The following is a 26,378-nucleotide window of genomic DNA, read 5'->3' on the forward strand; positions in this document are numbered from 1 at the left end:
GAATACACGTGTCCCCAGAACCTGCCCTGTCTGCCGCTTCGTTTCCTCCGACCACAGCCGCAGCACGCTCATCCGGCGATGACTAGCACGTGGGGAGACGACGACCTTCGGACCTGTGTTGAATCTGCTTAGGCAGCCGGAACGAGACGACTCATCACATCCAACTCTTTCTGCCCGTTCGCGACCCACTCGTCGACCATGCTTGCCATGGCGAGAATACGCCGTTCCACCGCTTGCAGACGAGACTCGCCGACGCTGACACGACGCTGGACGAGCAGAGAAAGGAAATTCTGAAGGCCTGAGAGGAACGTCACAAGTACCGTCGCGTTCGTCTGCTTGGCCACACCGTGAAGATGCTCGAGGCTCTGCAGAGAGGGAGCAAGGAGAGTCTCCGTCCCTGAGTCTCCAAATCCTTCGACTCTCAGCCGATTCATGTGCTGGGCAATGGCGGGTAGCTCCTGACGAAGTACCTCCAAGCACTGAGTATCCGCACTGTGGAGTTCGCGAAGGATGTGCTGAAATGCGGCGGACTGAATCTGGCCCGACCCCTGGCGCGCCTCCTGTTCAAACCGCTGAAGCACCAACGGAATGAGGCTACGTGAGACACCGGCCTCTGTGGCCTGCTGGTCCTGCAAGGCACGCAACGCATTCAAGAGGGTCAGGAAATCGATGGCCGGTTCGGGATCTGGCGCGGCTTCCCGCGCGGGCTCGATCTCGAGCACGATGCCGGTCGCGCCTTTCACGGAGGCGACCATCAACCGGAACTGCTCACGTACCGTACTGAAATCTTGCGCGGTGACCGTCGTCCGATCTTTAATGGTGTCGATAAAGGGAAGCAGCGCGAAGGTGGTCCGTTCCACATCGGGAAGATTAATCGTGGCCGCAGAGCCGCCCAAACTTGTGATGCCTCGTACGATCACATCGACCAATTGTGCGTATCGCTCCAGGTCCGGCTGGCCTTCAAGTTCGGTCAGCGCTGAATGGATCTGAACGAGCCACTCCTGCGCCTCCTGCCCAAAGAGCTCGATCAGTTCCTTTTGGAAATCGTCTTGGGTTTGTTCTGAGTCCATAGACACGGCGCTACCCTGCCCCTCGCCCCATCCACTCGCCTCTGGATACGGCGAGTGACGGTTTCCTATCGTTTCCCGGCGCCGAGTTGAGACGCGAGACCGGCAATCTCGCCCAGTTTTCTCGCCAGGTCTTCAAACCGACGGGTCGATTGATCGGCCAGCTGTTCGGCCTCGGCCGCGCGTTGCGCCAGTTCCTGCGACCGCTCCTGTTCGGCAGCCAGCGCATGTTCCATTTCTTGGACCCGCGCGGCGCCCTCTTCCAACTGTTTGACTTGTCCCAACAGCGCGGCGCCGGCTTCGCGCTCCGCCGACAGCGCGCGCTCCAGTTCCGTCATCTGAGTGCGTGCCTGTTCTCCCGCTTCTTCCAGCACCGGCACCATCGCTGCTACTTTCTCCAACTGCGCACGCTCACCGCGGTGCGTTTCGCACTCGTCGCGCACAGTCGACAGTGTCCGCTCCAATTCGCGCACACGATCTTCCACGTGTTCCAGATTGGTAATCTGCTGGACCAATTGGTTGGCGGCTTCCCGTTCTGCCTCCAGATGCGCTTCCAACTCCACGATTCTCGCGGCATGATGCGCCGCATCGGACAATTGCTGCGACAGATGCTCCACACGATGGCGTTCCTCAGCCAATGCGGATTCCACTTCTCCGACACGATGCGCCTGCCGCACCGCCACGTCCAGCTGTTGAGTCAACGCGGTCTGTTGTGTACGTTCATCGGCTACAGTCTGTTCAAGCCGTTGAATGCGAGACATCAGGGCGTCATTGTGTTCCTGTTGTTCGTTCAGCGCCGCTTGCACCTGTCGCATCTGCTCCTGCGTCAACCGCCGTTCCTCCACAAGCTGCCGTTCGAGCTCGGCGATTCGGGCATCCCGCTGAGCCAGCAGTGCCTGATGCTGTTCCTCGGCCTGGGAGGACAGAGGCGACTCAGGAGCGTGCTGTACGGGCGCTTCGTCAACAGACAGCTCGTGGCTGAGATGCGCCATTACGGGTTCCGGCACGTTCATCGTGACCGGCTCGAATGGCCGGACCTCTTCCACACTCTGAGGTTGGATCGGAGCCACGGCTTGTGTGACAGAAGGATCAGGAGCGACGACCACGGCCTGAATCTCCGGCGACTCCGGTACCACCTGCACCTGAGGTGGCTCGGGAGCCGGCGCAGGCCTATGCGGCCGCTTCATCAAAAGGTCCAACACGCGATCTTTGAGAGACGTACCCTGAAACGGTTTCTTCAACACCCCATCAGCCTTGCACGTCTCGGCTTGTCGTGACACTTCGTCGTTCACGATGCCACTGATCAGCAGGACCGGCAGATCAGCCAAATTGGCTTGCCCACGGACATAGGCACAGACTTCGTATCCACTCTTATCAGGCATGATCACGTCGGACACCACGAGGTCCGGACGATCCTTCGCCAATAACGCCAGGGCTTCCGACCCATTGGCCGCCAGGGTGACTCCCATTCCGGCCTCGGTCAACAGACGCTCGGCTACCTTGCGAACCGCAATGCTGTCGTCGGCGATCAGAATCTTTGGCATGTCATTCCTCTACGCGATGTCAGGGTCATCAAGCGTGACGACTCGATGAAACCCCGAGGGTTGCCAGGTTGATGATAGGAAGCTGCTCACCACCGGCGACACATGATCCGGCCATGTCCGGATCGTCGCCGTGCTGATACTGTAACGACGAGCGCGGCACCATCTGCAGGGAGGGCACCTCGGCATCAATGCAGATGGCCAGCGGTCCATCCACGTGCTTCACGACCAGACACAGAGATTCGCGTTCGTGCATGGTGCGTTGGAACTTTGCCGCAAGATCAAATACCGGCAGACATCTGTCCTCGTGTCTGACCAAAGAGGTCACGAACCGCGTCTCACTCGGAACCGGGATCGCGCCTGGCCAGGGCATCACCCCGCCGATCTCCTCGGTTCTGGCGGCCAACCGTTGCCCCGCAACGGAAAACACCACCAGACGGAGCATTCGGTTTTCTGCCGTGCTTCTTGCCGCTGTCTGGCCCTGTTTGCGAGATTGACTGCGAAGCATGTTCGATCCTCGAGTCCGACGATTACCCCAGGTGACCAACCGGCGCCGACGGAACAGCCTCAAGCGTGGCGGCGACAGGCAATTCTGGCCTGGTTTCGCATTCTTCAGGCCTATGTTCAGACAGCCGCAACGCAAACACATCGAGCGCGTTACTCCGAAGCGGGAGACCCAGCACCCAAAACGGATTAGCGATCAGCGCGACAGTTTCTTTATCGGCAAATAATCCCAATAATCGATCCCGCTCTGCACCGCGAAACTGGGGAGGCAATGGTTGAATCATGGTGCGTTCCACGTCGAGTAGCCCCAAGACCTTGTCTACGGGGAAGAATCGGAGGTGGTGGTCATGACCATACAGGACCAACCTCGTCTCTGAGCTCGGAGCTTGCGGCTGAAGCTTCAAGCGGCCGACGAGATCGGTGTGCTCATAGGTCACATGGGCCCAGGTTACGCGCCCATCCAGCCCTGCAGCTGCGGGCGTCACAATGCCGCGAACCCACTGGGCGGGAAATGCGATGGAAGAACGACCGATCAGCGTGACCAGAAATCTGACCGCGTGTCCGCTGACCAACGTGACTGCCTGACTTCCCCGGAGTCCCATCTGCGACCTTTATTCTGCCAGCAACGACATGAATCGCCAAAACGTTCCTATTTTTCGACCCCTGCCTCACGGCTCGTCCACTTGCGAACTTCTTGGATCAGGGCCCGCTCCTCCACCGGTTTGGCAATATAGCCTGAGGCGCCGACACTGACGGCCATCTGGCGATGCTTCTCCCCTGCGCGCGTGGTCATGACCAAAATCGGCGTGCTGTGCGTCTGGGGTCTTGCACGAAGCGCCTGGATCACTTCATACCCATTTAACTTTGGCATTTCTAGGTCGGTAATGATGAGCTGATAGGGCTGGACCATGGCTTTGCGGCAGCCTTCTTCGCCGTCGACCGCCGTTTCCACCGTATATCCGGCAGACTCCAGCATCCGACCAACAAACTTTCTAATGCTGAGCGAGTCATCGATCAACAACAGCGGCAATTGGGTCGCGCCATGCTGTGCTGACTCTAACGCAGCAGGTGGCTCCTGAATCGATGGCACCCCGTGCATATGGGATTGCGCCAGAACATCATGGTACTCGCGCGTCGTCAGGCGGCTCACATCTAAGACGAGTATGACGCGGCCTTCCGGATCAATCGTGGCACCGCCGAACACCGACCGTTCGTACGGCTTCAGGCCGCCCAGTGATTTAATGACGATTTCCTGCCGCCCCAGCAATTCATCCACTGCGCAGCCGAGCACTCCGGTGGAGGTCCGCACGATCACAACGGGGGACACTCCATCGATGATGCTTGCCTCCCGGCGAATGAGGCTGGCCAGCGGATACACCTCGATCGCTTCGTCACCGATTTGTAGCACCGAACGATCGCCCATCTGTTGCACGCTTGAGCTGACGGACATCGTGACTTCGCGCACACTCGGCAGAGGAATCGCGTACCGTTCACTGCCGACGCGCACCAGCAACGCCGTGGCAATGAGCAAGGTGAGCGGCAGATGCATCGTAAATTTCGTACCCTGCCCGTACACGGACTCCACTTCGATGTGGCCGTTCATCGTCTCAATGACACGCTTCACCACGTCCATGCCCACGCCGCGCCCCGCCTGACCTCCGACGGCATCAGCGGTAGTGAACCCCGGCAGGAAGATGAACTTGATCAGTTCGCTTTCAGGCAACGTGTCGGCGACGTCCTGCCTCACCAGCCCCAGCTTCACCGCCTTGGCCTTAATTTTGACGAGATCGAGACCGGCGCCATCGTCTTCGACTTCGATGAGCACCGAGTTCCCCCGATGAGCGGCGTGCAGATAGATGGTGCCGGCGGCCGGTTTCCCCTGTGCGACACGAGCGGCCGCGGGTTCGATTCCGTGGTACACCGCATTTCGGACCAAATGAACCAACGGATCGACCAATCGCTCGACCACACCGGTATCGATTTCCGTATGTTCACCGGACGTGATGAGGGTCACCTCTTTCCCCGTAGCCCTAGCCATTTCCCGAGCGGCACGCCGGAACCGGGTAAACGGGGTTCCGATCGGCACCATGCGAGCACGAGCAATCTCATCGCGCATGCTCAGGGTCAATTGCTGCAAGGACCCCATGTCGTCTTGCGCGCGATGGATCGACCCCGACAGTTGCGCCATCGATTCGGAGATATCGGCAGTCACTTCACTGATGCGGCGGGCCAAAATGTTGAAATCGTCGTACCGGTCGAACTCCAGGCTGCCGAAATCGTTGACGCCCGGCACATCAACAGGCATCGGACCTTCAGGAGGCACCGGAGACGGCTGGAACGAAAACGTATGTTTGTCCTCGAATGTCCGCACCGCATCGGTCAAACGGTTCTTATTGGCCAACACCTGCATCGCCAACTGATCCAGCGTGCGCAAGCGTTGTTCGAGGCGACCTCGATCAATGACCAATTCGCCGACCAGATTCAGCAGACGTTCCAAGCGGTCGCGGTTGACGCGAATGACCTCCCGCTCTTCGCCTGTCTTCCCCTCACTCGATTTCACCGACTCAACGCCGCTACTCTCGGGAGTCCCGGCCTGGGCCACCGCCTCAGCGACTGCCTGTGCGGACTCCGGCATGGGAGATTCCGTTGCCCCCCCCCCACACAACTGCTTCAGTTCCTGCAGCGCCGTAACAAACCGTTGTCTGGTGCGAGTGAGCAGGGACAGATCCCGCCGCATGAGACTACGAATCACATCGATCGCACGGAGCAACACATCTGTATGGCCAGGACGAAATTCAAGGCGTTCCTCGCGAACAGCCCCCATAAAGTCTTCGATGTGATGAGTCAGGTCGCCGATGGATTGGAATCCGACCGTATAGGCGGACCCTTTCAACGTGTGTGCCGTGCGGAACAACTGGTGGATGGTATCGGGATTGGCCGCATCCTTGTCCATTCGCAGTAAATCGGTTTCGAGACTTTCCAGGTACTCCTGAGCCTCCGGAGCGAAGTATGAAATGACGTCCGCATCAAGGGACGGCACCAAGTAGGCTTCGGTCAGTTCCTCATCCTGGTCGCCCATGAGAGCCGGCACAGGCAACGGCAGCGCAACAGCCTCTTGCGCCACGGACATCGTTGAGGAAACCCTGTCCTGAATCGCTGCTGCGCTCCCTACCTCTTCGGCACGGGGCTCGCCCTCTTGCAACTCGCGAAGCATCGCCAGGATGCACGGTACATCCTGCCGCAATTTCGACAACTGTTGTGCGTCTCTCGCTATCAACGTCCGCATAACATCTACGGCATGCCGAATCGTCGCGATCCAATTCGGCGCCATGCTGGTGGTCCCCTCGCGGACCGCCGTCATGCAGGTTTCGATGGGATAGGCGATATCGCCCACCACCTCACATCCGACGGTATAGGCTGATCCTTTCAACGTGTGTGCGACTCGATACAATTGATGAATCGTGTCGGCATCCGCCATATCTCTCTCCAAACGCCGGAGAAGAGTCTGGATAGTGTGGAGATATTCTTCCGCTTCGGGGGAAAAATACGACAAGACCTCGCCGTCGATGACCGGAATGAGATAATCGTCAGAAGGCGCAGCTGAGGACTCGGCCGGCTCAGGCACCAGCGAATCAGCGACGGCCGGCAGGAACTCGGCACAGCGACGAACGAACCCTTCAACGACAGACGCGTCCTCGCCTCCCCCACGCCCGATCGCCGCAACTTGCGTTCGAAAGGAGACGACAATCTCGCGCAGGACTTCAAGAGCAAGAGGCCATTTCGCCGGGGAAATCTCCCCGACGCGTTCCAGGGTCTCCTCGAGCAACGCACCCAATTGGCCGAGGCCGGGGAACCCGTAAAGCAGCGCCGCGCCTTTTAACTTGTGCCCGACCGTATGCAGATCGGCAACGTCGGCAGGGCCCGGAGTTCCGTGGTCCTCCGGGTGTAATGCCTGCCAAAACCGCGCCATATCATCGCCGGCTTCTGCAACGAAGATGTCCAGCAGTTGGTCGCGATCGAAATCAGCGCTCATCGTTCCACTTCACATCCGAGCGGCGACACCGCTCTTCTAGAGTTCCGCTAGGCCAACTTGAACTGCGCGACCGAGGTATTGAGCCCTTCGGCCAGTTTAGCCATATCCTCAATCGTCAAGCGCGTAGAGTCCGTTTGCTTCTGCGTCGCCACGGCGCCGCCGGTGAATTCCTTAATGGCGCGACCGACCTTTTCCGTCGAATTCGTTTGCTCGGACGCCGCACTGGCGATGTTCTGCGCCAACTCAGAGGACCGTTTCGCGATGTCTGAAATTTCAGCGAACACGTCACCGGTGCGAAGAGCGGAGGCCGATCCGGCTTCCACCGCCTGCGTTTCATGCTCCATCGCCACCACCGCATCCTGCGTTTCTGTCTGAATCACCTTCACCAGGTCGGCGATTTCTCGCGTGGCTTGGGTGGAACTTTCGGCCAATTTTCGAACCTGGTCGGCGACGACCGCGAACCGCGCGCCGGCCTCACCTGCACCTGCCGCTTCGATGGCGGCGTTCAGCGCGAGCAGGTTGGTTTGATTCGCAATATCTCGAATCGTCGACACAATCTGAGAAATTTCGAGGGAGCGGTCACCAAGACCCTTGACCTGTTTGGACATCCTTTGCACCGCCGAGCGAATACTTTGCATATCGCGCACGGTTTCCTGCACCGCGACGTTTCCGCGTTCGGTTGCGGATAACACCTGCTTTGCAGACTCGGAAGACGCGCCGGCCGTGCTGGCAACCTGACGCATACCGGCGGCCAACTGTTCGACCGCGCCCAGCGTTCGCACGGACTCTTCGGCCTGAACCCGGGCGGTTCCGGACATGTGTCCGGCCGAATCCCGCAGCGTCCCGGCCGACTTGTTCACGCGATCAGCCGCTTCACGGACCTGCTTCAACAACTGTCCGAACCTGGCGATCATGAGGTTGAAGCCGTCGGCCAGGTTTCCGAACATGTCGGCGGTCACCTCGCCTCGACGGGTCAAGTCTCCTTTACCAACCTCGGATACGAGCACCAGGAATTGCATCAGGCGCTTCTGCATGAGGTCGCGTTCTTCCTCTGTCGACACCAAGGCGGTAATACGGTCGAGCATGGAGTTGAACGCGGTAGCCATCTGCCCCAACTCATCGTGCGACTCAATTTTCGCGCGCGCCTGGAGATTTCCCCCGGCAGCCTGGGTCGCCACGTTGGCGATGTGTGTGATGTTGCGGGCCAAGAAGGTCGCCAGGAGATATCCGACGAACAACCCGAGGGCCACGGCCACCACACCACCGACGACGAGAATGAAGGTACCGTTCGTCGCGAGTGCCTGCGCATCCTCGTTCAGGTCCTTGGCAATCGCCTCAATGGTATTTACCTGCTCGTTGTGGCGCTTCACGACGCTTTCGAACGATGGCGTCAGGTTGACGGTCAGCGCCAGGACACCGAGGGCTCGCATCTGCTCGGCTTGGGAAGCAGAGAGCGTGTTGCGATCGAAGCTGTCCGCCATGGCACTCAACGCGCCGTCGGCATCTTGAAAGTATTTTTTCAGCGCCGGCTCGAACAGGGTCAGGTCTGCCTGTTCATCCCGCCCCGTGCGCGACACTCGGAGATTGGTGCTCTTGTAATGGGTGACGGCTTTCTCGATCTCGGCTTTCAATGCCGGGAGCTTGGCCACGTCCTGCGCGAAGTCCGCCTGTTTCGTCGCCGAAGCCACGTCCAACAGAATTTGATGATGTTTGGTCAGCGCGGTTCCCATCTGGGCGAAATCGGCCAGAGGCACCGTATAGTCCGCATACACGGTTTGAGAATGCGTACTGAGCTGGCGCAGGGTGAACACACCGACACTGGCCATGATCATGATAATGAGACTGACCAGGCCGAAGCCGAGGAACAGCTTCGATCGTGTCTTCATGTCCTGAAATCGATTCGTGACGCCTTGGCCGATCATGGTGCGCTCCTCCTTGTTACTGCTGTTCCAGCGGTTCGCCGGCCGGTTGATGTGCTCCCTCCCCGCGCGGCGGTCGAACCTGTATGGCTTCGTCGTTTAGATTCCCGGCAATGCCGCACTGCCTCCATCCACCTGCGCAAACACTTGCGGAACCTCCAAGACTCCCCCGAGACGCTGATCCACACGAAGTACCGCCGACACACAGGGACGCGCACCGGCAGGCCCGGCCTGCATGGCAGGCAAGAATTGCTCTCGCGCGACGGTGTGAATTTCTGGAACGTGGTCGACGAGGACACCGATCTGCTTCGCGCCATGACGGACCACCACCGCGATCGACAGTGCCGTCTGGGCCGACGGGAGGCCAAGACTTCCGCGCAAATCCACCAGGGTGATGACGGTGCCCCGCAGGTTGGTCACACCCGTCAGGTAGCTGGGCATACTCGGCACAGCCGTGACGGTCTCCACCTCGAAGACTTCACTGACATGACGAAGATCGATCGCGAAGAGTTCGCCGCCCAGCGTCAACAGACACATCCTCAGAGGACCGTCGCTCGACCCGGCGGACGATCTCGATGCACCGGTGGATACGGCAACCGGAGATGATGCGGCAGGTTGGGATGGAATGGTCGGAACGTCGCTCATGAGTTAGTTCAAAGCCCGTTTCACCGCGGCCACCAGATCTTCCGCCTTGAACGGCTTCACCACATACCCGTTGGCGCCCTGCTGTTGCCCCCAAAACTTGTCGCTCTCCTGCCCTTTGGAAGTGCACAGGACGATCGGAATCCCCTTGAAGCGGTCGTCACTCTTCAAATCACGGCACGCTTGAAATCCATTCCGACCTGGCATAACGACGTCCAACACAATCAGATCCGGTTTATCCAACGCCAATTTGTCTTCCAGTTTGTCCGCATTGGGATAGGACACCACCGTATGGTTGGCGGACTTGAGATACCCTTCGATCAATTGCAACTCAGCGTAGGAATCATCGACGACGACGATCTTGCTCATGCGTACTCCCCTTCGGACGGCTAAATGTGCGCAGCAATCATTGACCCGACTCAGCATCGGGGTCTATTTCATGGGAATGACGATACTGATGGCGCCGGCAAGATCCCCTTCATGCCATCCTTCTTTCTTGGCACCAGTGACATCGCGATCCCCTTTGGGATTGCCATGACAGCTGAGACAGGTGGTCGCGGCATATTCCGGATCCATCATGCGGAGCACCGGACGACCGTCGAGCATGGTGGCCTTGCTGTAGGGCTGCCCTTTGGGATGGCGCGTATCGGCAAACAGTCTCAACACTTCGGATTCAAATTCATCGGGACGATTGCCTGGAAAACGATAGTCCATACTCGTCAACTTCACGCGAATTCCGGTCTTGCGATAAAAGCGCTCACCGGATTTCCTCGCGAAAACGGCGGGGATCATGCCCTTAAATCCAACCCCCTGCTTATTGATCACCGGTTGCGCTTCATCGATCACTTCCTTCTCGGATTCCACCATGGCAAGGAATAAGGGCGCCTGCGGCACCGTCGCGGGGCGACTCAAGTCGATCTTGGTCGCCTTGCGGAACCGTTCGATCACCTGGTTGGCGACAAAGTCGCCCGTGAATCCTTTGTCGCCCTTGCCTGCGTCATTGATGATCGCCTGATTTTCGGACAGAACCCCGCGCCCGACCTGCACCAATTTGATGAGGAGTTCAGCTGTTTCCACTTCGGTATTGGCCGATACAGGCACGGCCACCCCGATACTTGTCGCCATCAATGCAGCCACCAGGATTCTGCTGATGTAATGGTTCGCCATGCCCCCTCCTTCTCCCTGCCTCTCGGTCACCCACAAGCCCGCACGCTGCTAAGTCCGCTGATCTGTTGTCAAAGATAGCGCAAAATTATGGGTTGACAATTTTTGCGCCCACGGGAAGCTGCGTCAGCCCCTAAGACCCCGGGCTGGCTTGTGCACAATTGGTGCCAAGCAAAACACCTACTTAGCGTTCGGGAGGCAGACTGGGGCGAATGTATGAAGTCGGCGATTTTGCGGATGATTCGGTGTGGACGACGACCAAGACACGATACGGTCCACCGAAGGACCTCGGATTGCGTGTTGTTCAAGATGTCGAGGGAAGCGCCAAAGTTTGGTCGCTTTGAAGGAAGAGCGTCAAAATGACCGTCAGGGCGCCCCAGCCCCTGCGTTCACCCTAACGACGTGTTCGAGAATGGAGAAGGCCCCAGATTGGACTGAGATCGAGATGTTGCTCGAGATGATCGGCCCAGCGATCCAATGCATGCCGTCTGGTGTGATTCACCTGCTGGGAGCGCGCAAGCTCAATTGGCTCAAGTCCCTTTCGACATCGTACCCGATTCAACCAGGCTCGTCGGAACTGCGGCTGATCGAACAGGCCGTGAATGTACGTGCCCCAGACCAATCCATCTTCCCGCACCGCTCCATCGGAACAGCGAACATCGGATGTACCCATAGAAGCGTGATCGTGAGACGACTCCATCCTGCCGTTCAGTTGGAAACAGGGCTGATGGGGACCGGGATCCGTGCGTCCCATGTGGACGAAGTAGCCACGAACCACCACCGGTCCCGCCTCTTCAAGGTGCAGCGCTGATGCCTCAACCTGTTCCGTGATTTTGTCGGACATCATGACGGTTGTCGTCTGCAACAACCCCAGACCATCAGCCTCACCGCCGGTCTCTACTGCGTCAGGGTCGGCAATCCAACGCCCTAACATTTGATAGCCTCCGCAGATCCCCACCAACTCCCGACCGCTGCGAACATGGTGCTGCACCACAGCTTCGAATCGCTGTTCACGCAGGTAGGCCAAGTCTGCCAACGTGCTCTTTGAACCGGGAATGATCACCGCATCCGCTCCGGCTGCCTCTCCAGGCGTCGCGACATACCGCAGCGCCACGTCGGCCTCTTGTGCCAGCATGTTGAAATCCGTGAAATTGCTCATGTGGGGCAGAAGCAGGACCGCAATATTGACGCGGTCCTCCGCAAACACGACCTGCCGGCGAACCTCGACATCCAAACTGTCTTCCTGGTCCAGTGCAAGTTCGCGGAGAAACGGCAGTACGCCCAGCACCGGAACCCCCGTCCGCTCGCGAAGAAACCGAACACCGTCCGCAAACAGCGTCCGGTCGCCGCGAAACTTGTTGATCACGAGCCCGCACACCCTGGCACGTTCCTCCCGTGTAATGAGATCGAGCGTGCCGATCAGTTGGGCAAACACACCGCCGCGATCGATGTCACCGACTAACACCACCCGGGCGTCTGCTAATTCCACGGTCGCCCAGTTGACCAGGTCGCGGTCGCGCAAGTTCACCTCGGCCGCGCTGCCGGCGCCCTCGATGACAATCACTTCATACTGTGCGGCGAGCCGTTCGTAGCTCTCCTGCACCGCTTGAAACAACGCCGAATTCCGGCCACGCGAAAAATAGGACTGCGCGTCCAACGTAGAATAGACACGCCCCTGCACCACCACCTGTGCCCTCGCATCGGATTCCGGCTTGAGCAAGATGGGGTTCATGTCCACGTGGGGAGCAATGCCGCAGGCTTCAGCCTGCAGGGCTTGCGCACGCCCGATCTCGCCGCCTTCCGGAGTCACGAACGAGTTCAGCGACATATTCTGCGCCTTGAACGGAGCCACGTTCAGACCCGCCCGATGCAGCGATCGACAGAGGCCCGCCGCGACCAGACTCTTTCCGACGTCGGAACCGGTCCCTAGAACGGCGATGGCTGTGGCGCGAGCGAGGAGAGACATACCACTCCACTTGGATTTACCTTCGGTGATTCGCGGCCCATTGCGCGGCGCGCGCGAGCCCGGCCGTCACACACTCTCCCACCACGAGGCCGATCATGGAACCGAGGTCCGTATGTGTGCCCGCATAGGGGTGCCATGGCCCATGCCCCCGCAAGGCGCAGGCGGCCACCACCGCATCCGTCCCCGTCCCCGTGGCGCCGGGCAAACCGGTCCAGCTCGGTACCGCATGATCCCGCAATACGCCGGTCTTACTCTCCGTGGCAACCTGTACTGCACCGACCAAGGCAGGGACCGCGAGGCAGGCATTGGTGACCACGATCAGATTGATCGTTCCTGTCTTGCCATGGCTCGCATGCCCTTCGTTCTGTCTGGGAATTTCGCCGGCCCGTACGGCATTGGTGACCCCGACGGTCGCAAAACATTCCACCCAGAGCCCATCCCGTTCCTCACGACAGGTGACGACCTGCGTCATGGGAACCGCCGTCATCAGACCGACGCAATCCGACTCAATCCCGAGCGACTCTGCGAGACGTCTCAGGTAGCGGGAAGGATTGTCCCACGTTCCCACTGCACCATTCGACATTGGATTGGAAGGCACCTGGTGATTGAGAATGTACCGGGTGGTTCGAAGCCCCCCTCCTCGTGGAGCAGAGGACAGGACGCGCATGCGAGCCCCCAGATCGACGATCAACGTCTCGCGAGCCACGCGTGATCGCGTCGAGAAGCGAGTCGAATCAGGCCTGCTCATCTCGTCACTCGCACGATGGAAGCCAAGGCCTTCAGCAGCCGATCATTCTCGTCTCTTGTTCGCACCGCCACCCGCAGCGAGCGATCGTTCAAGCCCGGCACCTGTGAACAGTCACGGAGCAGCAGGCCTTGCCGTCGCAGCGCCGACACCACCCGCGCGGCCTTGTACCCGACCGGCAGTTCCATCAGGATAAAATTGGCCTTCGTGGGAAACACCTGGACACCTGAGAGCCGTTCGAGTCCCCGCTGCAACCGTATCCGTTCTCGATCCATGAACTGCAGGCTTCGCCGACGATGCCGGTCGTCCTGCAATGCCGCCACGGCAGCACGCTGCGCCAACATGTTCACCGACCACGGAGGCTGGTGGGCGCTTAGCCGCTTCGTCACTGCGGGTGGCGCGACCACATACCCCACACGAAGCCCTGGAAGCCCGTAGAACTTTGTAAAACTCCGCAGCACGATCGTCTTGGGAGGAAGGACAGTTCCCAGAATCGATACCGATTCGCAATAGTCCGCAAACGTTTCATCAACGACGCACCAGAGTCCGAGCCGCGCCGTCTCACGAGCGAGCCTCCGCACGGTTCCTGCCTCCCACGCGACGCCGGTCGGGCTATTGGGATTGCACAGCAACACCGCATCGAGCGACCGCCCAACAGTGCTCGCCCGTCTCATGGTCTCCAACACCAACTCCGGCTGTGGTTGATACAGATCATGCCGCGCCGCCACGATCAGGCTGATCTGTCCACCGGATCGTGCCATCGCCGTCGCGTATTCGGAAAACGTCGGACCCACCACCAACAGATGTTGTATCTGCAGTGCTGCCGGAAGGAGATGGATCAATTCCGTCGATCCATTCCCGATAAGAAAGGCATCGGGGGAACGACACCAATAGGCGGCCAGTGCCTGCCGCAAGTCCCAGCACAACGGATCCGGATAGTGCCGGAGCAGTGTCGTCGCACCTTTGAGCACCCGAGACACTGCGGGAGCGGGGCCCAGCGGATTGATGCTGGCACTGAAATCGAGGAGTCGATCGGGCGCTCGCTTCAAGTCACGAGCCGCGCCGTACACATCTCCGCCGTGCCTCGCGCGCGTCATGCGACCCATAAGGACAGCAAGGCGAAGAAGAGGCCCAGCGCATAGGTGACCAGCATGATGCGCGAAGCGTGACGGATATGTTCGGGAGCGACCTCGGCCGGACCATCACCGAGCAACTCGCCATCGTGCGGAACGCCGTCGTAATAGTTTCGCCCTCCGAGCTGTACGCCCAACGCGCCGGCCATGGCGGCCTCCGGCTGTCCGCTGTTCGGACTGGGATGCTTGTCGCCGTCCCGATGCAGGATATACCAACTGTCGTGAATGCGATGCCACTGGCCGGTAGACAAGCCGGCAGACAGCGCGATGAATCCACCGGACAGTCGGGCCGGCACCCAGTTGACCACATCGTCAAGGCGAGCGGAGGCCCAGCCGAAATGTGCATATCGTTCGTCGCGATGCCCGATCATGGAGTCGAGCGTATTCACCGCCTTATACGCCAGCGCCAGCGGCGCGCCACCGAGCGACAGGTAGACCAGCGGGGCAATGATTCCGTCGGAACTGCTTTCGGCAATTGTTTCGACGGTCGCGCGTGCGATCTCTCCTTCCGACAACGTCTCACTGTCGCGGCCCACAATCATCGACACCGCCTTCCGCGCACCGGCCAAATCACCGGCCGCCAAGGCGCCGGTCACCGCCTGAACATGGTCATAGAGATCACGTCCGGCCAGCGTGGTATACGCCAGACCGATGCCGACTGCCTGCCCAAGGATCGGATTCACCGTTGCAGCCTGGGCGATCACCCAAGTCGCGGCGCCGTAGACTGCCGCAGGAAGGCCGAGCGCCAGACCGGCGCCGGCGATGTGTAGTGCCTGTTCACTGCGGCAGATGTTGCGGATACGACCATCGACCCAACCAATGACCGCGCCCATCCCTTTCACGGGATGAGGCAACCATCGCGGATCTCCCGCCGCCACATCAAGCAGCACCGCCAACAGCAAGTCGACGCCGGTCATCGAGACAGCACCAGCAGAGGAACCAGCAACAGAAACAAAATCTCGATCAGCTCATTGGTGGCACCGAGCAGATCACCGGTCACGCCGCCGAACCATGCGCGACATCCCTGCCGCACCCACAGGATCAAGAGGGCACCCAGTCCCATCGTGGCCAGGGCCGGCCATGCGCCCAAGGCTGCGGTGAGGACCACGGCCACCACCAGAGTCGAGACCAGCACATGCCGCCACGAGAGATTCGTGAGGAATGCCGCCGCCAACCCTCCGTCGCGCCGCGCGTAGGGAGAGGCGCAGGCGACGCACACCATCGCCAAACGACCCACCGCCGGCATACAGAGCAGCACGGGAACACGCCACGCTTGCGGTACCGCCAACAGTCCGGCATAGCGCAACAGGAGGGACAGAAAGAGGCCTGTCGCGCCGAGCGCCCCGACGCTCGGGTCGCGCATGATGCGCAGCCGGTCCTCTACCGTCCTGCCGCCGGCCAATCCATCGATGGTGTCCGCCAGTCCGTCTTGATGGAGTCCGCGCGTCAGCAGCACCAACAGTACGATCACCAGTACGCTCGCCACCTCGACTGTCATCCACCCGCGCAACGCCTGGTCAACAAGCGCGAGAAGCCCGCCGATCATCACCCCGACCGTCGAATACCAGGCCATCGACGCAGCCAATTCATCGGCCGTCGGATCATGATGACGACGGCTGAGCGGGATCGCCGTCAGGAAATGCCAGGCAAACACAAACGGTCTGGTCACAGCCATGGCCTCAGTCACGTTGCGAGACACCGGCTTCATCGAAGGTTGCCATCTCAGTCAGAATCTTGATCGATGCCTGCACCAACCCCATGCCGAGACAGGCCCCCGTCCCTTCACCAAGCCGCAAGTCGAGATCCAGGAGCGCCTTGAGACCCAGATGATCCAGGATCGCCTGGTGTCCTCGTTCGACCGATCGATGCGAGGCGATCAGGTAGTCGCAGCAGAGTGGCTGTATCCCCACGGCGATCAACGCGGCTGCGCCGGCAATGAACCCATCCAACACCACCGGCACTCGTGCCCTTGCCGCACCCAGGATCAGTCCGGCCAAGCCGGCGATCTCCAACCCGCCCACTTTCGCCAGGACGTCGACCGCATCGGCGCGGTCTGGACGATGTCGATCCATGGCCTCCTGAATCACCTGAATCTTATGGGCGCGACCGGCTTCGTCGATGCCGGTGCCGCGTCCGGTCACGTCGGCCACGGACCGACCTGTCATCACGGCCGTGATCGCCGCACTGGGAGTCGTATTGCCGATGCCCATCTCACCGGTACCGATGAGCCCGATGCCTTCTCGAGCGGCCTCAGTCGCCAGATCAAGACCGACCTGCATCGCTTGCACGGCGTCGGTCCGGCTCATGGCCGGTTCTCGCCGGAGATTTCCCGTCCCCTGTCGGACTTTTTTTTGAATGAGCCCCTGTACCGAGCCGAAGTCATACGCGACGCCGATATCCACCACCCGAACTTCGAGGTCGGTATGTCGCGCCAGCACATTCACGCCTGCACCGCCGCGGAGAAAATTCAGTACCATCTGAGGCGTGACCTCACTCGGGTACGCGCTCACCCCTTCCGTCGCTACTCCGTGATCGGCCGCAAACGTAACCACGACACCACGCGGCACGTTCGGTTTTAGCTCTCCCGTGATGGCAGCGTACCGTACGGCCGTTTCTTCCAGCCTCCCCAGGCTGCCGAGAGGTTTGGTCAACCCGTCCAGACGGATTTGAGCCTTCGCAGCACTCTCGCGATCCACCGGCTGAATCTGTCGCACCGCCTCATCGAGCATCATACCTTCACTCCCCTGTTCACTTCAGTCTAAGCGGTTGCCCGGCCATGACGAAATACACTTCGTCGGCTGCAGCGGCGAACTGCTGATTGACGCGACCCGCGATGTCGCGAAACGCGCGCGCGTCCCGGCTCGTGGGCACCAACCCGAACCCCAGTTCGTTGCTCACCAACACGACCCGCGCCGAAGTCCGGCGAATCGCCTGCAGCAGTTCCTCCACACGGCCAGTCATGTCCTGGCCGACCATGCGACGGCCACACAGATTGCTCAACCAGAGGGTCAGACAATCCACGACGATCGTGCGGTATCGCGAGCCATCCGATCGAAACCACTCGGCCAGCGCACGAGGAACCTCCGCCGTGCACCAGTCGGCCGAACGGGTCGCACGGTGCCGCTCGATACGCGCGGTCATTTCGCCGTCAAGTGCCTGCCCGGTCGCCACAAACGCCCGTGGTCCCCCGCGGCCGGCCTTCTCCAACGCCACCTGGCTTTTCCCAGAAGCCGCCCCTCCCAGCACGAGAATGAGACGGGAACGTGAACGTCGGCGCTGCGCCATCGACTTACTTGGCAGCGGCATCGGACTCACGCTGCCACAAAAATTCCGGTTCACCTTGGGTTTTGGCTACCCATCGCGCCATGACGAACAAGGCATCACTCAACCGGTTCAGATACTTATTGAGCTCGGCGGACACGTCCTCTTCGCGGCTCAGCTTAATACACTCTCGCTCGGCTCGCCGACAGATGGTTCGGGCCTGATGGAGCGTCGCCGAGACCATGCCCCCGCCCGGCAGAATAAACTCCTTCAGCGGAGCCAATTCCTCCTGACAACGATCGATCATCTGCTCGAGCCTGGTCACATCGTCGGCCGTGACGGTCGGCATGTTCGGAAAGGTCTGCCCTGGCGCAGTGGCGAGCAGACTCCCGACATCGAACAATTTATTCTGAACCCAGCGCAGGTCAGCCTCGAGTTGCGCCGCAGCGGCAGACGTGCCCCCGCCCTCGGCATTCATGGCTCGGACCAAGCCCACGGACGCATTCAGCTCATCGACCGTGCCGTAGGCCTCGACTCGCTGGCAATCCTTCCACACCTGCTGCCCGCCGGCCAGCCGTGTTTGGCCTGCGTCGCCCGTTCTTGTATAGACCTTGGTGATCCGCATGCCCGTATCCTTTCCCATGGGTCGCCCACAGTTCCAGGTTCACTCTCGTGGGACCTACGCATAGACGCGCGCTGTCTCAGGACATGGGCCGCATGGGCTCAGGTCCCAGCTTCCCGTCTGCCACCAGTTGAAGGCACACAGGGCAGAGACAGTCCTGATACCGCGCCGCAATCCAATCCATTTGCGCTTCAGTGATCCCGATCTTCCCGCACCAACATTGATACCCCACACACGCAAAGGGCTGCCGGCAGTGCTCACAGGTCTTGCTGACCGGCCCTCTCAAAACTCCACCCCCGCCTGTGCCTTGATCCCCTTCCGAAAGGGATGCTTCACCTGTTTCATTTCCGTGACCAGATCCGCCGCCTCGATCAGCCCCGGAGGCGCTCCTCGGCCGGTGATCACCACGTGCTGCATGGGAGGACGAGCCTGTACGCGCGGCAGCACCTGATCGAGATCCACATACCCATGCTGAAGAACAATGTTGAATTCGTCGAGAATCACCATCGCATAGGACGCGTCCGTCAGCAACTCACAGGCCTTCGCCCAGGCCTCCTGCGCACATCTCGTATCGCGCTCACGATCCTGTGTTTCCCAGGTGTACCCCTCGCCCATCCGCAGAAACGTCACGCGGTCGCCGAATGACCGGAGCATCCGCTCTTCGGCCGTGTCGATGGCACCCTTGATGAACTGCACGACCGCCACTTTCATCCCGTGGCCGAGCACACGCAGCGCCATGCCGAGCGCGGCCGTGGTCTTACCCTTCCCCGCCCCGGTATGGACGATCAACAAGCCCTTCTCCTCCTGCGCCGCTTCAATACGGCGATCCACCGACGCCTTCAGGCGCTGCATTCTGGCTGTATGGTCGTCTGGCTGCGTCATCTCATTCCGTTCGGCATGAGGTCATATCCCGGCGCGCCTGACGTGCTGCCGCAAGCAGGTGGCCGACGACCTCTGGACAACTGGCGAAGTGCTGATGACTATACAACGCCAGGGTGTTTCGCCTCACCACCCCGTCTGATCCAACCGGCTTGCCGTCGGCATCCGCGAGCGCACAGGCATAGTGCAGGTCGCCGGTGGGCTCAAGCCGCGAATAGTGGAACTCATGCCCTCGCAGCTCCGTGCCCTCCAGGCCGAGCAGACAAGAATGAGTCACCCGCACGGTTCGATACCCCAACGTCATCCCGTCGTTCCGCATCACCGCCTCGGCAGGCACGACGCCGACCATATCGTGTCGGCGCCCTGCCCCGTCACGGATTGCCTCCGTCAGATACATCAATCCACCACACTCCGCATAGATTGCCCCACCCTGCGTGCTGAATGTCCGCACGGCGGATCGCATGGCGACATTGGCCGCTAAGCTCTCCGCATACAGCTCGGGATACCCGCCACCGAGGTACAACAGATCCACATCGGGTACGACGGCATCACGCAAGGGCGAAAACCGGATGATCTCGGCCCCTGCCGCTTTCAACAACTCCAGGTTATCCTGATAGTAAAAACAGAACGCCGGATCATAGGCCACCCCGACCCGCACCGTCGGCTGTTGACTCGTCGAGGTACCCGGCACTGGCTCATCCGACAGAATAAGATCCTCAGCCGATCCTGCCAACGAGGCAACCCGGTCCAGATCAATCGTCCTTGCCGCGGACTCTGCCAACCGAGCAGAGATCCCGCGCTCCCCCTCTTCGATCGCCGTCCGAAGCCCAAGATGCCGGTCGGCGATCGTCACGGTTGAGTCCGGCTCCAGATACCCAACCACCTCCAAATCCGTGGCCGACGTGACCGCGTCCCGCAGCAACCGATAATGGCCTTCACTCTTCACCCGATTGAAGAGGACTCCGGCGACGCGCACCGCCGGATCGATTCTCGCATACCCCGCGGCCATCGCCGCAGCCGAACGGGCCATGGCGCTGCCGTCGATCACCAACAACACCGGAGCCTTCAGCTGTTTCGCCAATTCGGCGGTGCTGCCGCTGTCCTGCGTCGACGAACTTCCGTCGAAGAGCCCCATCATCCCTTCGATGATCGACAGGTCCGCATCAGCCGACGCCCGCGCGAATATCCCGCGATTCACAGCTTCGCCCAGCATCCACCCGTCCAGATTGCGTGAAGGCCGGCCGGTCGCCATTTGGTGGTGACCCGGATCGATGAAATCCGGGCCGGCCTTGAATGGCTGCACGATACGCCCCTTCCCCTTGAGCGCCGAGAGCAGCGCCAGGGTGACGGTGGTTTTGCCGACCCCGCTATGGGTGCCGGCGATGACGAGTCGAGGACGACGCATCGGTCACACGGTCAGCCTTGAATCACGACTTGCCCCCGAGCGTGACGCGGACGCCGCCGAAGATCGACCGGATCGGCACCCCTGCGCTGGCAATTTCTTCGTACTTCTCATTGAACAGATTCTCGGCTCGCAGGTACGCCTGGAGCTGTTTCGTCACATCGTAGGTCACCGCCAGCGACCAGACGTCAAAGGCCCGCATCGCCTGCTGTTCGCCGGTGGTGTTGAACCGCGATCCGACGTACCGCCCGATGACGGTAATCCACAAGGGATCGATGGGTTGATAACTCACCGAGGCGCTCCACTGGTCGGTCGGCCAACGAGGCAATCTGGTGTGCGCCTCGATATCGCGTGTGAGCGTATTCGTATACTGCGCTTGCACGACCACGCCGCGCAGGAATGGCCGCTCGCCTGCATAGGTGTAGGTCAGTCCCGCTTCCCATCCCTTGGTCGACGCCGACCCGACCTGCTGCGAACAGAACCCGAAGGTACTGAACGGCGCACAAAATCCCGGATCGAACGTCGTGACAATGAGATTGCGATAATGATTCCAGAACAAGCCGCCCGACAGCTTCAACTGTTTCGAGAGGAAATACTGGTCGATGCCCGCATCCATACTTTGATTCTTTTCCGGTCCTAAATTCGGGTTGCCGAAATTCGGAAAGTACAGTTCGTTCATGCTGGGCGCTCGGAAACCGGTGGCATAGCCGACGCGCAGCTTGGTATCGGTTTCCTTCTGGTAATACCCCCCGGTGAGCCGATAGGTGGTGGCATCGCCGAAGACGTTGTAACTGTCGTGTCGCACGCCGGCCGTCGCAAACACTCGATCCCACAAGTTGAATTGCGCCTGCGCAAAACCGGCATGGGAACTGAGTACCTTATTCGTCAGTCCGGTGTCATTCTCGCCCTGCTGTTCTCGAAATTGATAGCCCAGACTCACCAACAGCAATTTCGTGAGCTGAACATTGTGCTGCCACTCCACACGGTTGGACAGCACCCGCGTTTCATTCGGGGAGCCGAACGGCGTGCTGAAGGACCCGTCGATGAGATTGCGCTGCAGGGTCCCCGGAAGAAACAGCGAGGCTTCCTGCGCTCGCGAGAGCGTCAGCTTCTGCGACCACCACCCGGTCATAGGTTGCTCGTAACTGCCGCTGAACACATACTGCTGACTGCGCAGCTTTGAACCATACACATCGGCCGGAAACGTCGCCGAGACGTTGTCGAGTTGCGTATCGGCATTCATCCACCGCATCGTGAAATCGAGCCGTCCGTCGTGCGGCAGGTCGACGCCGATTCGTCCAGACCCCTGCCAATTGCGATAGGAATCTCGCTCGGTGGCGCCCCGGCGATAATTGACGGCGGAGAAAGACGACGTGTCCCAGCGAGAGAGGGACAGACTGTAATCAACGATGCCCTGCTTGCCCGACACCGTGCCGCCTTCGCGCAGAGACGCAAACGACCCGTATTCCATGAATCCGGTGGCGCTCAGTGGGCCCTGGCCTCGCTTCGTGACGATATTGATGACGCCCCCCATCGCATCAGATCCCCACAACATGCTTTGCGCGCCGCGCAGAATCTCGACGCGCTCGATATTGTCGGTGGTCAGGTTGGCGAAGTCGTAGCTTCCCAAGGTCGCGCTGTTGACGATCGCGCCGTCGATCAACACCAGCGTCTGGCTGGAGCTGCCGCCGCGAATTCTCGCACTCACTTCGGTCCCCGGGCCGCCGCTCGAAAACACGGCGAGCCCCTGTGCCAGTCGGAGCGCGTCGACGACACTCCTGATGTTTTGTTTTTTCATATCCTGCGCGGTGATGACCTCGACCGCACTGGTCACCTGGCTCACCGGCACCGGAGTTTTCGTGGCCGAAACCACGACTTCTTCGGTCTCGACGATGGGAATCGGATCGGGCTGGTGCTCAGCAGGAATTTCTTCCGCGCGCACCAGTAGGGCACTCACCAGACACAACAGCACACAACAGACAGACCATCTCCAGGCAATACCGAACATCCTGACATCCCCTTTCGCTCGAAGGGCTCAGTCGTACTCTCCGTCAGTTGGGTCTCCTGACTTGCGGCTCATCGTGTCTCTGCGCCTTCCCGGCTGAGCATGAAACGTGACACGTCGTGGGTGAAACGGTCGGAGGACACCTCCTGCGCTTCACGAGAGACGATTCACGAACCACGCCACTCGCCAGTGGCTCACTGCAGAGTTACTCCCCGCTTACAGTGGCGGCACCGTGATGGATTTGCACCATCTTCCCCGACGCTAACGGCGTCTTCCTGATACTCCGCTCTCCAATGGATCACTCGCCCCATCACTGGACACGAGGGGGCCGGGCGCGAACCCCTCTCGCAACACCTGACTACCTCATCGACCAACCGGCACACGCGAGCTCGGCAGCGTAATTCTCGGAAGCCCCGACTGCGGGTGCGCGTCGATCAAGACTTCGCAGCCATACACCTCCCGCAACACCTCCACCGACATGACCTCGGCAGGCGCGCCGACCCTTCGCACCTGACCCGCCCGGAGCATCGCCACACGATCACAATACTGACTGGCAAGGTTCAGATCGTGCGACACGATCACGACTGTCAGCCCACGCTCGTCACAGAGTCGACGCAGGGTCGAACAGATTTCCAGCTGGTGCGGCACATCCAGAAATGCCGTGGGCTCATCGAGCAGCAACACTCTCGGAGATTGCGTCAACGCCCGCGCGATCATCGTCCGCTGGCGTTCGCCCCCGGACACATCCGTCACGGCGCGGGCGGCGAGATGCGCGATGTCCATGGTACGCATCGACTCGGCGGCTGCCTGACAATCTTCCCGGCCCTCCCAGCCGAATCCCAGAGTCCATCCCGAACGCCGCCGATGTGGAAAGCGTCCCATCAGGACGGTTTCCGCGACCGTGAAGGGAAACATCTGCGGATTGTCCTGCGGGACGACCGCGACGGTGTCCGCGATCTGCTCCTGCGAGAGGGTGGTCAACGGCCGGCCGAACAGTGTGATCGCCCCGTCCTGCGGCACAGCCAGTTTTGCCAACAGTTTGAGCAGCGAGGTTTTTCCAGATCCGTTGGGGCCGACGATGCCGAGGATCTCTCCTTGCTCGACCTCCAGCGTGACATCCCGAAGAACCCATCGTCCGTCACTTGGCCGCGATTGTCCGTACGCAAAGTGCACCTCGCGGACGGCATAGGCACACTCAGGCTCCGTGCCCTGACCCATGGCTCCTCCCGCTGTCGAAGCCGACGCCTCCATCCACGTCATGCCAATCGATCCTTTCGCCACACCAGGAGGTAGACGAAAAATGGGCCGCCGGCTAACGCGGTAATCACCCCGACCGGTACCTCAGACGGCACGAACACCGTGCGCGCCACGGTGTCTGCCGCCATTAAAAAAGTTCCGCCGGCCAATGCCGAGGCCGGCAATAACAGGCGATGGTCGGCCCCGACCACGAGGCGGACGGCGTGGGGCACGATCATACCGATGAACCCGATCATGCCGCTGAAGGACACTACGGCCCCGGTCATGAGCGCTGACAGTAGAAAGATGAATCGTTTGACGCGTTCGGTGTCGATGCCGAGCGATCGTGCCGGCTCTTCACCCAAAGCGAGAATATTGAGTACCCGGACCTGCTTGAAGAGCAGCACCAGCCCAATCAGCAAATACGCGGCTAACGCCACCAGCACCGAGTAGGCCGGCGCAGTGAGCGAGCCCATCAGCCAGGCCATCATGCCGAAAGACCGATTCGGTTCCATGATGGAGGTGATGAACATGATGAGCGCGGAGAAGATGGCATTAAGGATGACCCCGGTGAGCAGCACCGAGTGAGTCGGAAGACGGTCATGCGTCACCGCCATTCGATACATCACTGCGAGAGCCACCAGCCCGCCGACAAACCCGCAGACCGGCAGCAAGGACAAGGCCAGCACTGTGGTCCCGATGCCGAACAACACGGCCACGGCCACTCCCAATGCGGCCCCGCTGGACACTCCCAGGACATACGGATCGGCGAGCGGATTGCGGAGCAAGGCCTGCAACGCGACGCCAACCGAGGCGAGACAACTCCCGACCAAAAAGCCGAGCACCACCCGTGGCAACCTGACCTGGAATAGAATGACGCCCGCCGTATCGACCATCTGATCGTCAACCGGTCGACTGAAAACCAGGGACGAGACGAGGCTGATGATGTGCCCCATCCCGATGTACTGCGTCCCCAATTGCAGGCACAGCATGGCGGACAGGCCTGCGATGATCGCCAGCACCGTCATCACGCTCCACCAGCGGGACGGCGTCAGGATTGCTCCTTGAAACAGGCGCTCATCTGCGACCGTCGGCGGACCGGATGGCAAAGGACCACTGGATAGCGCTTGCACGGTTACGGTGGGGGCAGGAGGCGTAGGGTGGCCGGCCGATGGCATCATGGCTGTCCGGGCGTGACTTCAGACGGAAAGGCTTCGGGGTGGATCACACGGACAAGCGATTCCAGCCCATCCATGACGCGCGGACCAGGCCGGTTGAGGGCATCGGCAGACACTTCACGAAGACGATTCTGCCGAACCGCCGTCACGGTGGTCCACCGTCTCCAGGCCTCCTGCTCGCTTCGCGGAACCGTTTCGACCGACCCTCTGGGAAACAGAAGAATTTCGGGATCTTCCTTCAACACCGTTTCCATGGTGAGGCGAGGATAGGGCGCAGTCGCCTCGGACGCGATATTCACCCCACCGGCGAGCCCGATCATCTGATGGATGTAACTTCCCGGCCCGACCGTGATGAGCGGTTCGCTGTTGATGACATACAACACCCGGACGCGCGCGAGCCGCTCCGTCCGAGCGGTGAGTTCCGCCATCCGGTTTCGCATGGCCAGCGTCATGGCATGCGCAGCCACGGAGCGATCGAAGATGCGCCCCAAGGTATGAAGGTGCGAAAAAATGCTTTCCAGCGATGTCGCGTCCAGGAGCAGCACCGGAATTTTCAATTCTTCCAGCTTGGCCAGGACATTGGCCCGGTGAAACTCGCGGGGCGCCACGATCAACTCGGGACGAAGCGCGATCAGTGATTCGAGATTGGGATTAGCGTAACCGACTTTCGATTTAGCCTTGGCCCCCGCCGGGAAATCGCAAAATTCGGTCACCCCGACGATCTGCTCATCCAGCCCCAGGGCGAACAACATTTCGGTGATGCTCGGCGCCAGCGAGACAACGCGTGCGGGCGCCTTAGCCACATAGAGTTTTCTCCCCGCATCGTCGATAAACGTGCGCGGCGTAATGTTGGCCATGAACGGCATACCCGTGAGGATGCCTTGTTGACGACGTTTCATCTCGGACTCATCCTCCGGTACCTGCGCGAAGGCAGGTAGAACACAAGCCAACACCGCATAACACAGGACTCCACATAGGACGAGAAGACATCGAGGCATGGGGAGGTATTGAGCGGCGCGCAAATAAAAAATCCCCAGGGCCAACGTGGAACCCTGAGGATTACCCGCACCATCATCCTCGC

General features: G+C 60.5%; 24 protein-coding genes and 1 riboswitch. All 24 genes read right to left on the reverse strand.

The features are described from left to right. Positions 1-128 precede the first annotated feature (128 nt). The 24 genes from JNL86_01580 to JNL86_01695 all read right to left on the reverse strand — a co-directional run bounded on the left by JNL86_01580 (position 129) and on the right by JNL86_01695 (position 26,295). Positions 129-1,070: a hypothetical protein gene (locus tag JNL86_01580; protein MBL8041594.1), complete on the reverse strand. Its 942-nt coding sequence runs from the start codon at positions 1,068-1,070 to the stop codon at positions 129-131. 65 nt (positions 1,071-1,135) lie between these two features. After that, positions 1,136-2,611 (reverse strand): response regulator, encoded by a 1,476-nt coding sequence (locus JNL86_01585; protein MBL8041595.1) that lies wholly within the window; start codon positions 2,609-2,611, stop codon positions 1,136-1,138. Positions 2,612-2,639: 28 nt separating this feature from the next. Next, the gene (locus JNL86_01590; GenBank protein MBL8041596.1) at positions 2,640-3,116 is read right to left on the reverse strand and encodes a chemotaxis protein CheW; all 477 of its coding nucleotides are present in this window, start codon (positions 3,114-3,116) and stop codon (positions 2,640-2,642) included. A 22-nt stretch (positions 3,117-3,138) separates the two neighbouring features. Further along, on the reverse strand, positions 3,139-3,714 hold the full coding sequence (locus tag JNL86_01595) for a hypothetical protein (GenBank protein MBL8041597.1): 576 nt from the start codon (positions 3,712-3,714) through the stop codon (positions 3,139-3,141). Between the two features lie 47 nt (positions 3,715-3,761). Continuing rightward, complete coding sequence (locus tag JNL86_01600; GenBank protein MBL8041598.1) at positions 3,762-7,145, reverse strand: Hpt domain-containing protein; 3,384 nt, start codon at positions 7,143-7,145, stop codon at positions 3,762-3,764. A 47-nt stretch (positions 7,146-7,192) separates the two neighbouring features. Beyond that, on the reverse strand, positions 7,193-9,067 hold the full coding sequence (locus JNL86_01605) for an MCP four helix bundle domain-containing protein (protein ID MBL8041599.1): 1,875 nt from the start codon (positions 9,065-9,067) through the stop codon (positions 7,193-7,195). A gap of 96 nt (positions 9,068-9,163) precedes the next feature. Continuing rightward, entirely contained in the window at positions 9,164-9,601 is a 438-nt protein-coding gene (locus tag JNL86_01610; protein ID MBL8041600.1) for a purine-binding chemotaxis protein CheW, read from the reverse strand. 111 nt (positions 9,602-9,712) lie between these two features. Continuing rightward, positions 9,713-10,075 carry a response regulator gene (locus JNL86_01615; GenBank protein MBL8041601.1) on the reverse strand — a complete coding sequence of 121 codons (363 nt, stop codon included), beginning with the start codon at positions 10,073-10,075 and terminating at the stop codon, positions 9,713-9,715. A gap of 63 nt (positions 10,076-10,138) precedes the next feature. After that, positions 10,139-10,873: a DUF3365 domain-containing protein gene (locus JNL86_01620; protein MBL8041602.1), complete on the reverse strand. Its 735-nt coding sequence runs from the start codon at positions 10,871-10,873 to the stop codon at positions 10,139-10,141. Between the two features lie 391 nt (positions 10,874-11,264). Continuing rightward, a complete protein-coding gene (locus JNL86_01625; protein ID MBL8041603.1) occupies positions 11,265-12,836 on the reverse strand; it encodes a cobyric acid synthase in 1,572 nt (523 codons plus the stop codon). A 16-nt stretch (positions 12,837-12,852) separates the two neighbouring features. Beyond that, the gene (locus JNL86_01630; GenBank protein MBL8041604.1) at positions 12,853-13,584 is read right to left on the reverse strand and encodes an adenosylcobinamide amidohydrolase; all 732 of its coding nucleotides are present in this window, start codon (positions 13,582-13,584) and stop codon (positions 12,853-12,855) included. Next, on the reverse strand, positions 13,581-14,678 hold the full coding sequence (locus JNL86_01635; GenBank protein MBL8041605.1) for a threonine-phosphate decarboxylase: 1,098 nt from the start codon (positions 14,676-14,678) through the stop codon (positions 13,581-13,583). Before JNL86_01635 ends, JNL86_01630 begins: the two co-directional genes overlap by 4 nt. Then, on the reverse strand, positions 14,675-15,631 hold the full coding sequence (cobD, locus tag JNL86_01640) for a cobalamin biosynthesis protein CobD (protein MBL8041606.1): 957 nt from the start codon (positions 15,629-15,631) through the stop codon (positions 14,675-14,677). Before cobD ends, JNL86_01635 begins: the two co-directional genes overlap by 4 nt. Beyond that, entirely contained in the window at positions 15,628-16,389 is a 762-nt protein-coding gene (cobS, locus tag JNL86_01645) for an adenosylcobinamide-GDP ribazoletransferase (protein ID MBL8041607.1), read from the reverse strand. The genes cobD and cobS overlap by 4 nt, the downstream gene beginning before the upstream one ends. Before the next feature lie 4 nt (positions 16,390-16,393). Then, entirely contained in the window at positions 16,394-17,446 is a 1,053-nt protein-coding gene (cobT, locus tag JNL86_01650; protein ID MBL8041608.1) for a nicotinate-nucleotide--dimethylbenzimidazole phosphoribosyltransferase, read from the reverse strand. Between the two features lie 16 nt (positions 17,447-17,462). After that, the gene (gene cobU, locus JNL86_01655) at positions 17,463-18,020 is read right to left on the reverse strand and encodes a bifunctional adenosylcobinamide kinase/adenosylcobinamide-phosphate guanylyltransferase (GenBank protein ID MBL8041609.1); all 558 of its coding nucleotides are present in this window, start codon (positions 18,018-18,020) and stop codon (positions 17,463-17,465) included. Then, positions 18,004-18,600: a cob(I)yrinic acid a,c-diamide adenosyltransferase gene (locus JNL86_01660; protein MBL8041610.1), complete on the reverse strand. Its 597-nt coding sequence runs from the start codon at positions 18,598-18,600 to the stop codon at positions 18,004-18,006. The genes cobU and JNL86_01660 overlap by 17 nt, the downstream gene beginning before the upstream one ends. Positions 18,601-18,676: 76 nt before the next feature. Then, positions 18,677-18,829, reverse strand: a complete 153-nt coding sequence (locus JNL86_01665) for a cysteine-rich CWC family protein (GenBank protein ID MBL8041611.1) — start codon at positions 18,827-18,829, stop codon at positions 18,677-18,679. 50 nt (positions 18,830-18,879) lie between these two features. Further along, positions 18,880-19,479: a cob(I)yrinic acid a,c-diamide adenosyltransferase gene (gene cobO, locus JNL86_01670; protein MBL8041612.1), complete on the reverse strand. Its 600-nt coding sequence runs from the start codon at positions 19,477-19,479 to the stop codon at positions 18,880-18,882. Position 19,480: 1 nt separating this feature from the next. Continuing rightward, positions 19,481-20,881, reverse strand: a complete 1,401-nt coding sequence (locus JNL86_01675) for a cobyrinate a,c-diamide synthase (protein MBL8041613.1) — start codon at positions 20,879-20,881, stop codon at positions 19,481-19,483. Between the two features lie 22 nt (positions 20,882-20,903). Then, positions 20,904-22,886 (reverse strand): TonB-dependent receptor, encoded by a 1,983-nt coding sequence (locus tag JNL86_01680; protein ID MBL8041614.1) that lies wholly within the window; start codon positions 22,884-22,886, stop codon positions 20,904-20,906. Between the two features lie 28 nt (positions 22,887-22,914). Then, a riboswitch (cobalamin riboswitch) is annotated at positions 22,915-23,177 on the reverse strand. A 69-nt stretch (positions 23,178-23,246) separates the two neighbouring features. After that, positions 23,247-24,143 (reverse strand): ABC transporter ATP-binding protein, encoded by an 897-nt coding sequence (locus JNL86_01685; GenBank protein MBL8041615.1) that lies wholly within the window; start codon positions 24,141-24,143, stop codon positions 23,247-23,249. Further along, positions 24,140-25,300: an iron ABC transporter permease gene (locus tag JNL86_01690; protein ID MBL8041616.1), complete on the reverse strand. Its 1,161-nt coding sequence runs from the start codon at positions 25,298-25,300 to the stop codon at positions 24,140-24,142. The genes JNL86_01685 and JNL86_01690 overlap by 4 nt, the downstream gene beginning before the upstream one ends. After that, a complete protein-coding gene (locus JNL86_01695) occupies positions 25,297-26,295 on the reverse strand; it encodes a cobalamin-binding protein (GenBank protein ID MBL8041617.1) in 999 nt (332 codons plus the stop codon). Before JNL86_01695 ends, JNL86_01690 begins: the two co-directional genes overlap by 4 nt. Positions 26,296-26,378 lie beyond the last annotated feature (83 nt).

The sequence above is a fragment of the Nitrospira sp. genome, assembly GCA_016788885.1.
GTDB lineage: Bacteria > Nitrospirota > Nitrospiria > Nitrospirales > Nitrospiraceae > Nitrospira_A.

What these genes read in the sequence shown, in the direction of transcription:
- cobU (MBL8041609.1), bottom strand. Translation starts at nt 18,020, where the DNA reads ATGCCGCTGCCAAGTAAGTCGATGGCGCAGCGCCGACGTTCACGTTCC.
- JNL86_01585 (MBL8041595.1), bottom strand. Translation starts at nt 2,611, where the DNA reads ATGCCAAAGATTCTGATCGCCGACGACAGCATTGCGGTTCGCAAGGTA.
- JNL86_01625 (MBL8041603.1), bottom strand. Translation starts at nt 12,836, where the DNA reads ATGTCTCTCCTCGCTCGCGCCACAGCCATCGCCGTTCTAGGGACCGGT.
- JNL86_01605 (MBL8041599.1), bottom strand. Translation starts at nt 9,067, where the DNA reads ATGATCGGCCAAGGCGTCACGAATCGATTTCAGGACATGAAGACACGA.
- cobT (MBL8041608.1), bottom strand. Translation starts at nt 17,446, where the DNA reads ATGATGCTCGATGAGGCGGTGCGACAGATTCAGCCGGTGGATCGCGAG.
- JNL86_01595 (MBL8041597.1), bottom strand. Translation starts at nt 3,714, where the DNA reads ATGGGACTCCGGGGAAGTCAGGCAGTCACGTTGGTCAGCGGACACGCG.
- cobS (MBL8041607.1), bottom strand. Translation starts at nt 16,389, where the DNA reads ATGGCTGTGACCAGACCGTTTGTGTTTGCCTGGCATTTCCTGACGGCG.
- JNL86_01620 (MBL8041602.1), bottom strand. Translation starts at nt 10,873, where the DNA reads ATGGCGAACCATTACATCAGCAGAATCCTGGTGGCTGCATTGATGGCG.
- JNL86_01600 (MBL8041598.1), bottom strand. Translation starts at nt 7,145, where the DNA reads ATGAGCGCTGATTTCGATCGCGACCAACTGCTGGACATCTTCGTTGCA.
- JNL86_01690 (MBL8041616.1), bottom strand. Translation starts at nt 25,300, where the DNA reads ATGATGCCATCGGCCGGCCACCCTACGCCTCCTGCCCCCACCGTAACC.
- JNL86_01695 (MBL8041617.1), bottom strand. Translation starts at nt 26,295, where the DNA reads ATGCCTCGATGTCTTCTCGTCCTATGTGGAGTCCTGTGTTATGCGGTG.
- JNL86_01615 (MBL8041601.1), bottom strand. Translation starts at nt 10,075, where the DNA reads ATGAGCAAGATCGTCGTCGTCGATGATTCCTACGCTGAGTTGCAATTG.
- cobO (MBL8041612.1), bottom strand. Translation starts at nt 19,479, where the DNA reads ATGACGCAGCCAGACGACCATACAGCCAGAATGCAGCGCCTGAAGGCG.
- JNL86_01630 (MBL8041604.1), bottom strand. Translation starts at nt 13,584, where the DNA reads ATGAGCAGGCCTGATTCGACTCGCTTCTCGACGCGATCACGCGTGGCT.
- JNL86_01580 (MBL8041594.1), bottom strand. Translation starts at nt 1,070, where the DNA reads ATGGACTCAGAACAAACCCAAGACGATTTCCAAAAGGAACTGATCGAG.
- cobD (MBL8041606.1), bottom strand. Translation starts at nt 15,631, where the DNA reads ATGACCGGCGTCGACTTGCTGTTGGCGGTGCTGCTTGATGTGGCGGCG.
- JNL86_01660 (MBL8041610.1), bottom strand. Translation starts at nt 18,600, where the DNA reads ATGCGGATCACCAAGGTCTATACAAGAACGGGCGACGCAGGCCAAACA.
- JNL86_01680 (MBL8041614.1), bottom strand. Translation starts at nt 22,886, where the DNA reads ATGTTCGGTATTGCCTGGAGATGGTCTGTCTGTTGTGTGCTGTTGTGT.
- JNL86_01590 (MBL8041596.1), bottom strand. Translation starts at nt 3,116, where the DNA reads ATGCTTCGCAGTCAATCTCGCAAACAGGGCCAGACAGCGGCAAGAAGC.
- JNL86_01610 (MBL8041600.1), bottom strand. Translation starts at nt 9,601, where the DNA reads ATGTGTCTGTTGACGCTGGGCGGCGAACTCTTCGCGATCGATCTTCGT.
- JNL86_01685 (MBL8041615.1), bottom strand. Translation starts at nt 24,143, where the DNA reads ATGACGTGGATGGAGGCGTCGGCTTCGACAGCGGGAGGAGCCATGGGT.
- JNL86_01675 (MBL8041613.1), bottom strand. Translation starts at nt 20,881, where the DNA reads ATGCGTCGTCCTCGACTCGTCATCGCCGGCACCCATAGCGGGGTCGGC.
- JNL86_01635 (MBL8041605.1), bottom strand. Translation starts at nt 14,678, where the DNA reads ATGACGCGCGCGAGGCACGGCGGAGATGTGTACGGCGCGGCTCGTGAC.